This window comes from Chryseobacterium glaciei (assembly GCF_001648155.1).
Classification (GTDB): domain Bacteria; phylum Bacteroidota; class Bacteroidia; order Flavobacteriales; family Weeksellaceae; genus Chryseobacterium; species Chryseobacterium glaciei.
Genome location: NZ_CP015199.1, coordinates 3,332,966 through 3,346,508 on the forward strand (window position 1 = coordinate 3,332,966; position 13,543 = coordinate 3,346,508).

The window sequence follows — 13,543 nt, forward strand, 5'->3', positions numbered from 1 at the left end:
GCAATAATTATTTTTTTCCTTGATTTTTTAGTATTTCAAGCATTTCACGGAGTAGCTCATTTTCTCTTTTAAGAGCGTCATTTTCGTTATGAAGAATGTCATTACTGTGCATTACTTGAGTAATGTTCGAATTATTATTTCCGATTTTCTGATATCCAACATTATTATCATTCCCATTTACATTATTTATTGTTTCGGATAAATACCTTTCTCCAAGACCTAAAATCAGCCAATTAGGATCGATATTAAGCTTCGTGCATAATTTGAATATAAACTGAAAGCCTGGAAAGGAAGAGCCATTTATATAATTTGAGATAGAAGTATCACTTGTTTCAATACTTTTCCCAAATTTTGTTAGGTTTCCTTCAAATAATTCTTCTGATAAAATTTTAATCCTATCCTTTAATTCGCTCATTTTCAGAGTTTTGTTTTAATTGTTAAAATATTTAGAATAATAATTTGGATAATTCAAACAATTATTCTAATTTTGTCCGTATAATAATTCCGTAAAAAACTTCCGTAAAAATATGAAATATCTATTATCCTCAAAAATTTTAAACAGAATTCTTTCAGATAATGAATTCTCCCTGGCTTTAAGCCTGCATTTAAAGAAGAAACAGGATACGGTGATAAGACTTGCAAAAAGAGAAAGTGATATACTTAGATTACCGGAACAAATCAACTTTTATAAGGAAAACGGATATCAACAAGAAGAAATATTTGATATCGTCGGAGAAAAATCGGAATAATAATTCCGTTTGTTAATTCTAACTGAAGGCATGAAGGGTGAAAACCAGCTCCAGGAGTGCAGTGCCTTTTTTTTTAAACAATTTAAAAAAAATAAATAAAATGGAAAAACAAGACCAAAATCAGACAACTGAGAATTTGTTAACAAATGAAATGTTCATTTCTGAACTGAGAGCTTTAATAAACAAGGCTCCTAAAAGTGTAACGTTTTCAATAAATGTTACAGAAAATGATAAAATATGTAAGGGAGTAGAAAAAGGTATTTCTGCTATCCAGGGTTCGCCCTCAAATATGATTTTATTATATCAGGAAGCTTTTGAGGCATCACCAGAAATAAAAGAAGTGATTTTTGACGCTGTAAGCTTTTACAAATTTAGAAAAGTCTTTGATTCACGTCGTCAGGAAACATCAATTTTCGACACAATTTTTGGGAGTTCACCATTCAGACGATAAAATATAAAGCACTTATAGAAAGGGATTTTCAAGTAATCGTTAGGTTAAATTTTGTTAAATCTTGGTCCCAATCAGACAGGCGTTCAAAAAGTGCTTTGATGGGGAGATAGCTTAGTCAGGATAGAGCAAGGGTGGCCACATTAACATGATCCTAAGGCGAGGGTTCGAATCCCTCTCTCTCCACAATGCGAGGTTAAGCTACAGGAAATTGCGCTCGCATTAATGATTCTCATATTTTAATTTGATTTTTTCATGTTTAATTTGAGTTTTCATGGTTATTAGTTTTTGCCCGGTTTCGGCCGGGCTTTTTAAAATGCTTGGATGATGTAATGGTAGCATGATGGTCTCCAAAACCATTCGTAAAGGTTCGAATCCTTTTCCTCGTGCGATTCTCATGTTTAATGAGTTTTCATGGTTATTAGTTTCTGCCCGGCTAGCAAAATGCTGGTCGGGTTTTATTATTTAGAAAATTAAACTTTATGGATCTAAAAGTAAAAGAGTTTGTAAACTCTTATAAAAACAAACCCCTTCCTAATTTAACAATTGGTGAGTTTATAAAGCATCATAATCATGAAATTAACAGGACCTGTCCAAAGTGCGGATCTATCGAAGATTTACGAAAAACCTCATGCTGTACTTCTTGTGGAACTCAGTTATTAAATCAAAACATTAAATAAATATAAAATGAACATTTTAGAAATTACAAAAGAAGCGGCTTTAAAAGCACATAAAGAAGCTTCACCGAAAGGTAAAATTTTACTAGAAAATCTTTTTGGAGGAAAAGTATTCTTACAAAAAATTACTGACCGTATTAAAAGTATCGATGACGCAGTGGGGGAACTTGGAGAAGATGATCCGGATGTAATTCATTATTTAAAGCTTGAAGCTTCAGGTATTAACGGTCATATACTTTACTCTCAGATGCTTGTAGTTATCACTAAAGCTTTGAATGAAGAATACACACCTGATTGGAATAATGGCGAGTGGGATAAATGGTATAACTGGTTTAATATGAGTTCGTCCTCGTCTGGTCGGTTCTCGTTCGGCGGCTCCGCTGCTCGGGGCTCGCTTTCGTATTGCGGCTCTCGCCTTTGCTTCAAATCAAAAGAGTTGGCACAGTATGCAGCAAAACAATTCATTGATATCTACGAAAAAGCATTCACAATTTAATTTATAAAAAATGGAAATATTAAAAATTCAAGTACCTGAAGGATTTCAAATTGACAGCTTTGATAAAAGCACAGGCGAAATAAAGTTCGCTCCAAAACCAAAGGATATTAAAGAAAGAATAAAGCATTTTGATGATGTTTTATTATATCATGGTATCAACTCGGATGTGTTCAAAAAAGAATGTTCGTTTCTGACAGATGATGAGATTGCTTACAGACAGTTAAGATTGATTGTATCGGCTTTAAATGAAGACTTTCCGCCAGATTGGCAAAATAATAATCAGTGGAAATATTTTCCTTGGTTTGATATGGACGATTCGTCCTCGTCTGGTCGGTTCTCGTTCTACGGCTCCGATTATCAGAGCTCGGATTCGTTTTGCGGCTCTCGCCTTTGCTTTAAATCTCGCGAATTGTGTGATTATGCAGCCACAACATTCATAGAAATTTATAGAAAATTTTTCACAATTTAAAATATACACAAAATGTCAAATATCACAGAAAAAGTAAAAAATTACGAAGATGCCTGTAAGGTTCTTAACAGAGAAACAACACTTCCGGATTTCAGTATGATCCCTGAAAAGGATAGAAAACCATTAATAGCACATTTTAAACTCACGGTTATTTGCGAGGCGCTTAATGAAGGTCATATCCATGATTGGAATAATGGAAAGTGGGATAAGTGGTATCCTTGGTTTTATATGTTTGGTTCGTCCTCGTCTGGTCGGTTCTCGTTCGGCGGCTCCGCTGATCTGGGCTCGCGTTCGTTTTGCGGCTCTCGCCTTTGCTTTAAATCTGAAAAACTGGCAGATTATGCAGGAAAACAGTTTGAGCAGTTGTATAGAGAATATTTCGTGATCGATTAAAAAAAAAGGTTGTATGGTGTTTGGGTTTAGTTCGTCCTCGTCTGGTCGGTTCTCGTTCGGCGACTCCGCTGATCAGGACTCGCATTCGTATTGCAGCTCTCACCTATGTAGCAAAAAATAAAAGTACCATAAACCTTACCTCTCGGTAAAAAATAAAAAACTTTCCAAAGGGCGTTGGTAGGATTTTCCGAAAACGACTTTTTTTAAAGCAAAGGCTATGAAAAGATTGAATAATTTATTCTCACAGATCATTAGTATAGAAAACTTAATAAAAGCTGACGAAAAGGCACAGAAAGGCAAGATAAGGCAATACGGTGTGCGTATTCATAACAAAAATAAAAAAGAAAATATACTGAAGCTTCACGATTTATTGATAAGTAAAAATTATAAAACTTCACAGTATGATATTTTTAAGGTTTTTGAGCCAAAAGAGCGTGATGTTTACCGTCTTCCATATTATCCGGACAGAATATGCCATCATGCAATAATGAATGTTTTAGAGCCTGTTTTTGTGGCTGTATTTACAGCAGATTCTTACAGTTGTATAAAAGGTCGTGGAATTCATAAAGCTTCATCAAATCTAAGGAAATCATTAAGAAATCAACATGAAACTACTTTCTGCTTAAAACTGGATATAAAAAAGTTTTATCCGAATATTGATCATAATATTTTGAAGATTTTATTACGTAGAAAATTTAAAGATTTTGATCTTCTATGGTTGCTTGATGAAATCATCGACAGCGCACCCGGACTTCCAATAGGAAATTATCTTAGTCAGTATTTGGCAAACTTCTACCTAACTTATTTTGATCATTGGATAAAGGAGAATTTAAAGATTAAGTATTATTTCAGATATGCTGATGATATAGTAATTCTACATCATGACAAAGGCTATTTGCATCAACTTTTAAAGGATATTGAAAGGTATTTTAAATTCAATTTAAAACTAGAAGTTAAAAATAACTGGCAGGTTTTTCCGGTTGCAAAACGAGGAATTGACTTTGTAGGATATAAGCATTACCATTCGCATGTATTATTAAGAAAATCAATAAAAAAAAGATTTGCAAAGATGATGAAGAAAAATCCGAACAAATCGTCACTAGCATCTTATATGGGCTGGGCTAAACATTGTAATTCCCGGAACTTACTAAAAAAACTAACAACAGATGTTCAACTTCAAAGATTTAAACATTAAACCGAAAGAAAACACATTTATAGGAAAAAAAATTGAAATAGACGATATTTTAAATATAGAAGTCATCATTCACGGATTTGAAATAAAAGATTCAACAAAAAAAGCAGGAACAAAGTATCTCACTTTACAAGTTGAAAAAGAGGAAAATAAAAGAGTGGTATTTACGGGATCAAAAAATTTGATGGATCTAATTTCCCAAGTTCCTGAAGATAAATTTCCCTTCAAAACAACAATTAAGAAAAACGATAAACGATTATTATTTACCTAGAATGACAGCGGAACAGATAAAGATTAAAGTAAAAGAAGCTTACGAAAATGTTGATTCAGGTGATTTCCTGCAACTTAAAATTAAGCAACAAGTAGAATTACACCGTATAAACTTCAAGAGATTTAAAGAGGTTTATCCGGATAAAGATTTTGAATATTGGAAATATTACAATGAAGCTATGAATATCAATTCGACCAATAATCAGGAAATAATGGCGATGGGAATTTACTTCCTTGCCTTGGATGAATTTAAACCCGATGATTGAATATCATGAGCAAATTTTTCAAACTCAATTCTTATACCAGGGTTTTAAATGATGGGAAAACATCATTTGAAGAGAAAAAAAAGCTTTTGGAGCAGAAGTCCATCAGCAAAAGTTCTGGTTATAAAGCAGAAAAAAAAATAATTGTATCAAACAGAAATAGCAATTATAAAAAGTTCTGCAGGGAGGTTTTTAAAAAACGGGACTTTATCTCACAAAAGGAATTTCACTCTCTTATAATCCTAAAATTTAACGGCAATGTAACCTGGTATAGAAAGAGAATGATCGAGCTCGGTCTGATCTCCGAAAAGAATAAACTAATAAAATCCAATTATGAAAAAGAAGGGCAATCTGAAAAAGAAATATAATGCAGCATACAGACTCAGAAAAAAGCTTGGTGAGAAGGTATTACCGAAAAGATCCAGTGTAATTAAAGTTGACACTGAAACTGATCTTTCAAAAATATCTGAAGTTAATATCCTTCTTTCTGAATTTGGATTTGTAATAGAACCGCACTTAATACTGGTCTAATAACCATGGCATATATAAAACAAGAATTTATAGATAAAGTACTGCAGGATGCAGATATTATAGAAGTTTTTCACACGTACGAAGATCCGGTTAAAAAGCGTGGTGTTAATTATTTTTGTAAATCTCCATTCACAGACGAAAAATCAGCAAGCTGCTGTGTTAACCCTACAACACAATTATTCAAAGATTTTAGTTCCGGAAAAGCCGGAAATATATGGACCTACATCATGCATAAAAACAATTGTTCTTATGTAGAAGCAATTGAAGACCTAGCTAAAAAACAAGGGAAAACCATTGAGTATGAAAATCCGGAGGTTGCAGAAAAAATTAAACTTAAAAAAGAAAAAGAACAAAATCTCCGTAAATACTTAGATGCTTTACTTGTTAAATTTCAAAATAAACTTTTTAAGTTAGAAAGATCACACCCGGCATGGCTCGAAATAAAAAGACGTGGATACTCCGATGAAGATGTAAAAGACTGGGGTCTTGGTTATGCTCCGGGAAACTACTTCATGTATGATCTATTTTCTGAAGCCGGGAATGTTGAAGCCGGTAAAAAATTAGGATTAATCAACGATGCGAATGCAGATAAGCTTTTTAACAAGCTTGTTTATCCAATTCGTGATGAGCGCGGCCAACTTACAGGATTCGCCTCCAGAAGGCTTGATAATAACGATGATTATGCCAAGTGGATGAATCCATCTGAAAATGAGCTTTATGACAAAAAACAAACGCTTTACGGCCTTAATATCGCTAAAAATGCTATCGTAAAACAAAATAGAGTCTGGATTGTTGAAGGATATAACGATGTCATCGCCTGGCATCTTTGTGGCCAGGAAAATACTGTTGCAGTAAGTGGAACTGCCTTTACCATCGAACAGATGAAAAAGCTGAAGAAGCTCACTTCAAAGATCACTTTATGTTTAGACGGTGACGCTGCAGGACAAAAAAAAGTTTCTCAATATGTAGCGAAACTTTTAGAGCTCGGTTTTGCGGTTGAAGTTTGTTTTTTACCAAATGATCTGGATCCGGATGACTATAGCAGAATTATTCCTCCGGAAGATGTTTGCCGGAGATTAATATCTGAAGACATAAATCTTTCGAAGTCCCTGCAACCCTACATTACCAATGGGTTTGAAGTTTTCCTGAAGGAAAAAAATAAGGGTGATGAATTGGATCGAACAAATGGGATCCGGGAGATTATAAAAACTATCTCCAGAATTCCTGATATCGCATTGAGAAATCTTTATTCTGAGCGCCTTCAAAAAGAAGCCAAAGTAAAGCCTGCTCTTATCAAAGAACTCCTCCGTGAGCAAGAGGCTGAGCAGGTGAAAATTTTAAACGCAGCATCTGAGAAATTTGTACGGCCATACGGAGTTACCATGTCTTTTGAGGACATTGAACCGCTTGTAGATAAATACGAATTGTTCATTGACAATAATCAGATCTACATGCAGGATTCTTATTCGTGGCCAATAACATTTGAGAGCGTTTCAAACTTTAGTATTGAGATCCTGCAGCACATGAATGACGATAAGTTTCCTAAAAAACTTCTTCGTGTCTGTAATACTGATAATGAAGAGAGAATCTTTGATGTGCCAGCAAATACGCTGAACTCTCTCCAGAGATTTGAAGATGCTTTATCGGACCAGGGAAATTATGTTTTCTCTGGAGATACAAAACATTTAAGAAAACTTAAAACTTATCTATTCGATAAAATGGGAGTCGGCCGAAAGGTTGATATATTGGGTTGGAACCCCGAAGGTTTCTTTTGTTGGAATAATTCAGTTACGATTCCCGGAAAGCCGAGTATCCCAATCAACAAAGACGGAATCTTCCATTTTGACGGCCATACATACTATGTTCCGTCGGCCAATGAAATCTATAAAACGAATCCATACCGCTTTCAGCAACAGAAGAAATTAGTCCTGAAGACTGTGAGCTTTAGTATAGAAGATTACCTGTCACAAATGTATAAAGTGCACAGAGAATTTGCGATACCTGGGATTTTATTTGCGTTCGCTACAGCACATCAGGATATCATATTTGATGTTGCAAAAGGTTTTCCGGAGTTTTTCCTGTATGGTCCGGCTTCTACCGGAAAAGATCAATTATTCAGCTGTATAAAGAGAATGTTCGGATTTACTGAAACCGATCTAATTTCTCTGGAAAACGGGCAATCTACCGGTAAGGCAAAACTGAGATCCTTTGCAGAATTTTCAAACATGGTTGTGCATTTATCAGAGTACACCAATTCAAACCGGGATAATGTTGGAATGCTAAAGGAACTATGGGGTAAAAACGGTTATAAAATTGGTACCATGGACTCTAAAGTATCTACCGATATGATTCCGATTCTTTGTTCGGCTATGATCACCGGGAATGAATATCCTATGGATGTGCCGTTAATGAGCCGTTTGGTTTTTGGAGAGATGAAAAAATATATATTCAATGATCAGGAAGTTGAAGAATATAAAAAATTGGCTAAAATGCTGACAGAAACTGTTACGAGCTTCATGGATAAGGTGATATGGCAACGTACTGCGTTCGTAGACAATTTCTCTGACAAATTTAATTTATACAAGAAAACATTATCAAAGCGTCCGGCATTTGTTGGGGCTATTGACCGTATCATCACAAATTTTGCGGTTTTGGGTGCAACCTATGAGATTTTAAGAGATGCCAATGTATTTATATTCCCATTCTCATTAGATGATATGCTGAAGGCCTTTGACGACCTCGCAGCTAATTTACGGAGCAAGATTTCATCAGCGTCAATATTTATCAAGTTCTGGCAGCTGTTTATGGTGGCGCTTCGTGGCAATTCAGTAACACAGCTGAAGGAAGGTAGAGATTATAAAATTGATGGAGATATCCTATATATCCAGTTTACTTCAGTGTTTTCCAGAATTCAAACTGAGTGGTTCCCAAGATTTAATGAAGGCTGCCCTGGTATCAGAACATTCCAGGATGAAATCAAAAACGAAAGCTATTTCATTGAAGCAACTAAGAAACGTATGGAAATTGAAGAGAAGGAAGAACCTGGGACACCGTATGATCAGAAGTTAAAGAAGAAAGAGAAAAGCAATTCAGCATCGGTATATGCACTTGATCTGACTAAAATGCCAGCAGATACAAAGGACGATATCGAAAATGCAATCTATTGGCAGCGACAAGGTCGGAATCCGAACGGAAATCTGTTCGATCCCCTGCAACCCCTTTTACAAAACAATGGGTTAAAAACAAGTGATCACGAAGATGTCATAAATCGAGTTTAATTTTTTTTAAAATGTTGAAAATTCATAAACGGCATATTTCCAAATTCAACAGATTCAACATTTTTTAAAATTATATAAATCAAATAGTTAACTATTATTATATGTTGAATTATGTTGAAATAAGTGTTGAATACTGTTGAATTATGTTGAAAACAGGTTTTTGAATTTCAACACGATTCAACTAAATATAAGTCTAACTATTTGATAATCAAAAATGTTGAACTGTTGAATGTTGAAAACGGCTTTTTGCCCAAATTTTTTAAAAAAATAAAAAAATATGATGTCATATCCCGAACATAAAATACTGCCTGCCGATCAGAATTCCTGGCTTGGAAAGGCTTTAGAACAAAAATTATTGGAATTTACGCCTTATACATTATGTTCATTTTACAAAGGCTTTACTGTTCTGCAGATGTATGGTGAAGAAAGTAAAGAATATTTCTTTGGAAATTATTTTAACGGAAAGTATTGTGGATGTATTTATGTCGGCAAAGTTTTTTCTCAGCTTGAGGCTGCGAAAGCTTGCGACAAGCTAATGCCTAAAGACCTCTCAGAACTGAAAAAATATATTATTGAGAATTGCGAAAAAGTCAGTTATTCTCATTTTCCAATGACGCAATATGCCTGGATCTATGATCGGGTTATTTCAAAAGTATAATAAATTATCATTAATATAAAATAATTAAAAATGAAAACAGAATTATCAAAACAAATCAAAAATTTAAATGTTGAAGAATTAGTAAAACAGATGTTTCCTTTTAGTGAAAATTATGTAGTAATTCATAAATTTTATACTAAAAGAGGTATAGCAGGATGGCCAACATGGTTTATTGTGATTTATACGGGTGAGTTATTAAATGATTATTTACTATTTACAATTTGTGAACATTCTTCATTTACAAATATGAAGTATCTTAAACCTAATTTCAAATTAGATTCTTTTATTCATCAAGTTTCAAAGGCTTCAGGTGAAAATGAATTATTTACCTTTTTTAATAAAAACAACTTTGTTGAGCAAGAATATTTTCTTCAAGTTAATGAAATGAAACGTCTATATGATTACCTTGATCAGCATGGAATCATTTTATTTGAGCCAACTGAATAGGCTTATTTATTAAAATTAATGTAGTTTTTACACAAATTATCCCCGTGACAAAAGTCACGGGGATTTTTATGTTTTTTTTAATGGTTATTTTATGTTTTATTTGCTGAAATTAGAAAAAATATTGATGGATAAAGTTCTCCTTCTGCTTCCGGTTCCTAAGTATTTGAAGCGGGTTTTAGAAAAAAAGTATGGTGAATATTTTCAGGCTACAGAAACAACCTTATTAGGTTTTACGGTTCTCCAGATCCTAAAAAGAAAATCAGAGATTAAATACGATTACATAAGACAAAATCAGAACGATTATTTTCGGGTGTATATCGGAGTTCGGAAGGCGGTGATAAAAGGTTTTATTTTTAATCAGAAGCGAAGCCATCAGCTGGCCAAAACTCTTGAACGTCAAACCAAGGAAGAACTTTTTACAACAACTATCCTTAATAAAGAAAATTACGGAATTGAGTATCAGGTTACGCTTCTAAATTTTTTAGATTTTTATGATATCCCGGATGAAGAGCTTACGTATGAAACCTTGCGAAAAGATTTTAACCGACAAAAATTAAAATTGATACAAAAACTTAAAATTAATTACACAAAAAAGGGTAAAAAAAATGGAATACTTTAAAAACGAATCTGAGTCATTTTTTCGGGAGATCAGAAGCATTGAAATCTATGCAGCTTCAGTTATCAAATACATCAATGTTTTCAATGGCATTTTTCCGGATCCGAAAACAGCTCTGTACAAATATGATATTGTTCCGGAGAGTTACTCCAGGGGAATTTCTACCAAAACGCAAAACGGGAACTATTTTACCGATATAGATGTCAGTTTTCCTTTACTGGACATGTCGAAAGCTACCGTTGATAAATGTTACAAGAATTTCAATAAGAAAAAATTTGTCATTGTTCTAAACTCCAACACTGAAAAAATGTTGTTAGGAAATGAGCGAGAGAAAATCAAGATTGAAATCATTGATAATAAAAAGGATGATAATTCCGGCAATGATGAATATACAATAGCAATTTCTGGAGATACTATAATTAAACCTCAAATACATTCACTATGAAATTTTTTTTAAAAACAAAAGGTACGTTTGCAACAGGTGTTGCAACATTTTTTATGATCGAAATAATCTTATTAGCTATGCACGGATACTGCGATGTAGTTAATAGTGTCATTAAATACCCAGCCATATTTAATTACGAAAACTCGAATAAATTGGTTTTTACCTTGTCCAGATTGACGAGTTGGCTTTACGTAATTTTTGGAGGATTTACATTTATTTCGATTGTTACATTTTTAAGTTTGGGAAAATATTCGATTTCAAAAGAAAATTAATGTCCTTTCCTACACTTTAACGTAAACACACTTTTGTCCGTGAAATCAAAACGATGCACGGACTTAATTTTTTTAATACGCCACTGGCAATAGATCAATCTTTTCTATTGTCGTTTCTAACTGAATTTGTTTTAGGTGTTAAAACAAATACTCTTCTATCTGCAACGCAGGTAGAATCTAATTTCATTAAGTCCCTGGATACTCAGATGAGTATGAGCTCCGGTTCTGGAGCAAACAAATACCCGGTGGTATTTGATATCGTCGGACCAATCGTAAAATATTCCACTTACAGCATTTTAGGAACGCAGACCATGCAAAGCATTCTCCGTTCCATTGATCGCAATCCGAATGTTTCCGGAGTGATGTTCAATATCGACTCCGGAGGCGGTCAAGTTTCCGGTACTGCAGAATTCGCAGACTTTATCAAAAACATGCAAAAACCGACAATGTCCTTCACTTCAGAAATGCAGTGCAGTGCTGCCGAATGGATAGGTTCTGCCTGTGATGTGAGAGTTGCGAGCCCTTTTGCCAGTCACATCGGAAGTATCGGAACCTTCATGAACTTTCAGGATTTCTCTGCAATGTTCGAAAAATGGGGTGCAAAAATCTACGAGATCTATGCTCCTCAATCCACTGAGAAGAATGCTGATTTCAAAGAATTAATAAAGGGTAACGAAAAGCCTTATCAGCAACGCCTTGCTACAATAACAGAAGAATTTATCTCGACCATACAAGCCAATTACGGCGAAAAATTAACTGATGACGGTCATGTTTTCAAAGGAAAGACATACAACGCACAGGAGGCTCTAAAAATTGGCTTGGTGGACGAAATTTTAACAAAAGAACAAGCATTAGCAAAATTTTAATTTATGAAAAAACATACCATTTTATTGAGTGTTTTGGGTTTGAGCGTGTTGGAAACACACTCTGGCGTAATGTCTTCCAAATCACATGTTCGACTTTCTGAAGAGGAACTCGATAAAGTTGAAAAAGCCCTTGAAGCAAATGATGTTACTGCGCTTAATACAACTATTAAGGAGCAGGAAACAAAAATTTCCAATCACGAAAAGTTCGATGGGGAATTAAAAGAATCTCTTACAGCTGCTTTCGCTGCAAATAAACTTGAAATGGGAGATATGAGTCCTAAAGATGCTGTCGCTCATTTATCAGCCAAATGCAAGGAGTATGGTAAGGCTACAAACACACATTCAACTCCTCCTACCAACGGCCAGAACAATAATGGTGATCAGGCTCCGAAGTATGCCTTTGAAGAGGCTGTGAATGACACAAGTAAATATCCAGTTTTAAAATAATCATCCATGTTAAATACACAAGAAATAAGACAGGCAATTGTCGGATGGATTAACAATAATCCTAAAGCATTTCAGGCGGCTTTGTTGTCTGATAAAATTTTCTTGAGCAAATACGCTCAAAGAATTACTAAGGTTAATGGAACCTATGCCAATGTAGTAGCTCTAATGGGTCACGTTGTACAGGCATATTATTCAAAAACTTTTACTCCATTTACTGATGTTACTTACAAAGTAAAGAAAATGGAAACCTTCAGACAGAAAGTAGATTTTGTATTGGATCCGGCAGAAATCTTAGGAACGATCTACGCAGATTCGTTCGATGAAGGTAAAAAGCCACAAGATAAGTCTATTACCAAAGAAATGATGGTTATGGTATTAGCTAAAATTTTGGATGATTGCGACTATCTTTCTGTTAATGGGATTTTCGATCCTACAAAAGTGGGTGCAGCAGTTCCTGTTTTTGGAGCTTCTATGGATGGTTTGAATCAGGTTCTTACTGATATCGTGACGACTTCTCAACCTTATTTCATTCCAGGAGATGCTGTTACAAGTAATAATATCTTAGCTCAGGTTACTGCATTTGAGAAAGATATTCCGACGATGGCTAAACCAAAGGTTAAACAAATTTTTACATCTCAGGAAGATGCTGAAGAATATCAGGAAGCTTACGATGATGCTTTTGGTTTGAGACCAAGTTTCGACCAGAGTGGAGCAACTAAAACAAGGTTTGGAAAAAGAGAACTTGTAGGTGTTCCTGGTCTTGCAAAAGGGACCATTTATACTACAATCGATAAGAACTTCCTTGAATTAGTAGACGTTCAGGAGAATCCTGCAGTGATCACTGATGTTCAGGTGCAGGATAGAATTGTGAAGTTACTTTCTGAATTCTCATTAGGGTACAATTTCGCCATTGATCAGTATTTATTCATTCATACTGCAGATGCAACCAAAAACCTTGGACTTAACGATTCTGCGATGAATAAATTATTCTATCCAAACGAAAGAAAAATCTCTTAATCAATAATA

General features: G+C 34.5%; 20 protein-coding genes and 1 tRNA gene. 20 read left to right on the forward strand and 1 reads right to left on the reverse strand.

What is annotated here, in order from left to right:
• Window positions 1–7 precede the first annotated feature (7 nt).
• Entirely contained in the window at window positions 8–415 is a 408-nt protein-coding gene (locus A0O34_RS14940; RefSeq protein WP_066756084.1) for a helix-turn-helix domain-containing protein, read from the reverse strand.
• A 112-nt stretch (window positions 416–527) separates the two neighbouring features.
• On the opposite strand from A0O34_RS14940, the gene A0O34_RS14945 reads away from it, so the two are divergent.
• The 20 genes from A0O34_RS14945 to A0O34_RS15045 all read left to right on the forward strand — a co-directional run bounded on the left by A0O34_RS14945 (window position 528) and on the right by A0O34_RS15045 (window position 13,534).
• Window positions 528–749: a hypothetical protein gene (locus A0O34_RS14945; protein ID WP_066756087.1), complete on the forward strand. Its 222-nt coding sequence runs from the start codon at window positions 528–530 to the stop codon at window positions 747–749.
• Between the two features lie 100 nt (window positions 750–849).
• Entirely contained in the window at window positions 850–1,200 is a 351-nt protein-coding gene (locus tag A0O34_RS14950) for a hypothetical protein (protein WP_157886033.1), read from the forward strand.
• Window positions 1,201–1,300: 100 nt separating this feature from the next.
• Window positions 1,301–1,383 (forward strand) — tRNA-OTHER (locus A0O34_RS14955).
• Window positions 1,384–1,884: 501 nt separating this feature from the next.
• Window positions 1,885–2,370 carry a hypothetical protein gene (locus A0O34_RS14965; RefSeq protein ID WP_066756093.1) on the forward strand — a complete coding sequence of 162 codons (486 nt, stop codon included), beginning with the start codon at window positions 1,885–1,887 and terminating at the stop codon, window positions 2,368–2,370.
• Window positions 2,371–2,380: 10 nt separating this feature from the next.
• Entirely contained in the window at window positions 2,381–2,839 is a 459-nt protein-coding gene (locus tag A0O34_RS14970; RefSeq protein ID WP_066756095.1) for a hypothetical protein, read from the forward strand.
• 12 nt (window positions 2,840–2,851) lie between these two features.
• Complete coding sequence (locus tag A0O34_RS14975; RefSeq protein ID WP_066756097.1) at window positions 2,852–3,232, forward strand: hypothetical protein; 381 nt, start codon at window positions 2,852–2,854, stop codon at window positions 3,230–3,232.
• 217 nt (window positions 3,233–3,449) lie between these two features.
• Entirely contained in the window at window positions 3,450–4,427 is a 978-nt protein-coding gene (locus tag A0O34_RS14980; RefSeq protein ID WP_066756100.1) for an RNA-directed DNA polymerase, read from the forward strand.
• Window positions 4,399–4,695 (forward strand): hypothetical protein, encoded by a 297-nt coding sequence (locus A0O34_RS14985; RefSeq protein ID WP_066756103.1) that lies wholly within the window; start codon window positions 4,399–4,401, stop codon window positions 4,693–4,695. Before A0O34_RS14980 ends, A0O34_RS14985 begins: the two co-directional genes overlap by 29 nt.
• Before the next feature lies 1 nt (window position 4,696).
• A complete protein-coding gene (locus A0O34_RS14990; RefSeq protein ID WP_066756107.1) occupies window positions 4,697–4,960 on the forward strand; it encodes a hypothetical protein in 264 nt (87 codons plus the stop codon).
• Between the two features lie 5 nt (window positions 4,961–4,965).
• Window positions 4,966–5,325: a hypothetical protein gene (locus A0O34_RS14995; RefSeq protein ID WP_066756115.1), complete on the forward strand. Its 360-nt coding sequence runs from the start codon at window positions 4,966–4,968 to the stop codon at window positions 5,323–5,325.
• The gene (locus A0O34_RS15000) at window positions 5,291–5,488 is read left to right on the forward strand and encodes a hypothetical protein (protein WP_066756118.1); all 198 of its coding nucleotides are present in this window, start codon (window positions 5,291–5,293) and stop codon (window positions 5,486–5,488) included. Before A0O34_RS14995 ends, A0O34_RS15000 begins: the two co-directional genes overlap by 35 nt.
• A gap of 5 nt (window positions 5,489–5,493) precedes the next feature.
• Window positions 5,494–8,766, forward strand: coding sequence for a DNA primase (locus A0O34_RS15005; protein WP_066756121.1), 3,273 nt, complete (start codon window positions 5,494–5,496; stop codon window positions 8,764–8,766).
• 277 nt (window positions 8,767–9,043) lie between these two features.
• Window positions 9,044–9,424 (forward strand): hypothetical protein, encoded by a 381-nt coding sequence (locus A0O34_RS15010; protein ID WP_157886034.1) that lies wholly within the window; start codon window positions 9,044–9,046, stop codon window positions 9,422–9,424.
• A gap of 30 nt (window positions 9,425–9,454) precedes the next feature.
• Window positions 9,455–9,871, forward strand: a complete 417-nt coding sequence (locus A0O34_RS15015) for a hypothetical protein (RefSeq protein ID WP_066756127.1) — start codon at window positions 9,455–9,457, stop codon at window positions 9,869–9,871.
• Between the two features lie 124 nt (window positions 9,872–9,995).
• The gene (locus tag A0O34_RS15020; protein WP_157886035.1) at window positions 9,996–10,490 is read left to right on the forward strand and encodes a hypothetical protein; all 495 of its coding nucleotides are present in this window, start codon (window positions 9,996–9,998) and stop codon (window positions 10,488–10,490) included.
• Window positions 10,477–10,932 carry a hypothetical protein gene (locus A0O34_RS15025; protein ID WP_066756132.1) on the forward strand — a complete coding sequence of 152 codons (456 nt, stop codon included), beginning with the start codon at window positions 10,477–10,479 and terminating at the stop codon, window positions 10,930–10,932. The genes A0O34_RS15020 and A0O34_RS15025 overlap by 14 nt, the downstream gene beginning before the upstream one ends.
• Window positions 10,929–11,204, forward strand: a complete 276-nt coding sequence (locus A0O34_RS15030) for a hypothetical protein (protein WP_066756135.1) — start codon at window positions 10,929–10,931, stop codon at window positions 11,202–11,204. The genes A0O34_RS15025 and A0O34_RS15030 overlap by 4 nt, the downstream gene beginning before the upstream one ends.
• 53 nt (window positions 11,205–11,257) lie before the next feature.
• The gene (locus A0O34_RS15035; RefSeq protein WP_066756138.1) at window positions 11,258–12,070 is read left to right on the forward strand and encodes a S49 family peptidase; all 813 of its coding nucleotides are present in this window, start codon (window positions 11,258–11,260) and stop codon (window positions 12,068–12,070) included.
• Window positions 12,071–12,073: 3 nt separating this feature from the next.
• On the forward strand, window positions 12,074–12,517 hold the full coding sequence (locus A0O34_RS15040; RefSeq protein WP_066756141.1) for a hypothetical protein: 444 nt from the start codon (window positions 12,074–12,076) through the stop codon (window positions 12,515–12,517).
• A gap of 6 nt (window positions 12,518–12,523) precedes the next feature.
• On the forward strand, window positions 12,524–13,534 hold the full coding sequence (locus A0O34_RS15045) for a hypothetical protein (protein WP_066756149.1): 1,011 nt from the start codon (window positions 12,524–12,526) through the stop codon (window positions 13,532–13,534).
• Window positions 13,535–13,543: the final 9 nt, after the last annotated feature.

Coding starts and splice junctions, on each gene's coding strand:
- A0O34_RS14940 (WP_066756084.1), bottom strand. CDS start 415: ATGAGCGAATTAAAGGATAGGATTAAAATTTTATCAGAAGAATTATTT.
- A0O34_RS14945 (WP_066756087.1), top strand. CDS start 528: ATGAAATATCTATTATCCTCAAAAATTTTAAACAGAATTCTTTCAGAT.
- A0O34_RS14950 (WP_157886033.1), top strand. CDS start 850: ATGGAAAAACAAGACCAAAATCAGACAACTGAGAATTTGTTAACAAAT.
- A0O34_RS14965 (WP_066756093.1), top strand. CDS start 1,885: ATGAACATTTTAGAAATTACAAAAGAAGCGGCTTTAAAAGCACATAAA.
- A0O34_RS14970 (WP_066756095.1), top strand. CDS start 2,381: ATGGAAATATTAAAAATTCAAGTACCTGAAGGATTTCAAATTGACAGC.
- A0O34_RS14975 (WP_066756097.1), top strand. CDS start 2,852: ATGTCAAATATCACAGAAAAAGTAAAAAATTACGAAGATGCCTGTAAG.
- A0O34_RS14980 (WP_066756100.1), top strand. CDS start 3,450: ATGAAAAGATTGAATAATTTATTCTCACAGATCATTAGTATAGAAAAC.
- A0O34_RS14985 (WP_066756103.1), top strand. CDS start 4,399: ATGTTCAACTTCAAAGATTTAAACATTAAACCGAAAGAAAACACATTT.
- A0O34_RS14990 (WP_066756107.1), top strand. CDS start 4,697: ATGACAGCGGAACAGATAAAGATTAAAGTAAAAGAAGCTTACGAAAAT.
- A0O34_RS14995 (WP_066756115.1), top strand. CDS start 4,966: ATGAGCAAATTTTTCAAACTCAATTCTTATACCAGGGTTTTAAATGAT.
- A0O34_RS15000 (WP_066756118.1), top strand. CDS start 5,291: ATGAAAAAGAAGGGCAATCTGAAAAAGAAATATAATGCAGCATACAGA.
- A0O34_RS15005 (WP_066756121.1), top strand. CDS start 5,494: ATGGCATATATAAAACAAGAATTTATAGATAAAGTACTGCAGGATGCA.
- A0O34_RS15010 (WP_157886034.1), top strand. CDS start 9,044: ATGATGTCATATCCCGAACATAAAATACTGCCTGCCGATCAGAATTCC.
- A0O34_RS15015 (WP_066756127.1), top strand. CDS start 9,455: ATGAAAACAGAATTATCAAAACAAATCAAAAATTTAAATGTTGAAGAA.
- A0O34_RS15020 (WP_157886035.1), top strand. CDS start 9,996: ATGGATAAAGTTCTCCTTCTGCTTCCGGTTCCTAAGTATTTGAAGCGG.
- A0O34_RS15025 (WP_066756132.1), top strand. CDS start 10,477: ATGGAATACTTTAAAAACGAATCTGAGTCATTTTTTCGGGAGATCAGA.
- A0O34_RS15030 (WP_066756135.1), top strand. CDS start 10,929: ATGAAATTTTTTTTAAAAACAAAAGGTACGTTTGCAACAGGTGTTGCA.
- A0O34_RS15035 (WP_066756138.1), top strand. CDS start 11,258: ATGCACGGACTTAATTTTTTTAATACGCCACTGGCAATAGATCAATCT.
- A0O34_RS15040 (WP_066756141.1), top strand. CDS start 12,074: ATGAAAAAACATACCATTTTATTGAGTGTTTTGGGTTTGAGCGTGTTG.
- A0O34_RS15045 (WP_066756149.1), top strand. CDS start 12,524: ATGTTAAATACACAAGAAATAAGACAGGCAATTGTCGGATGGATTAAC.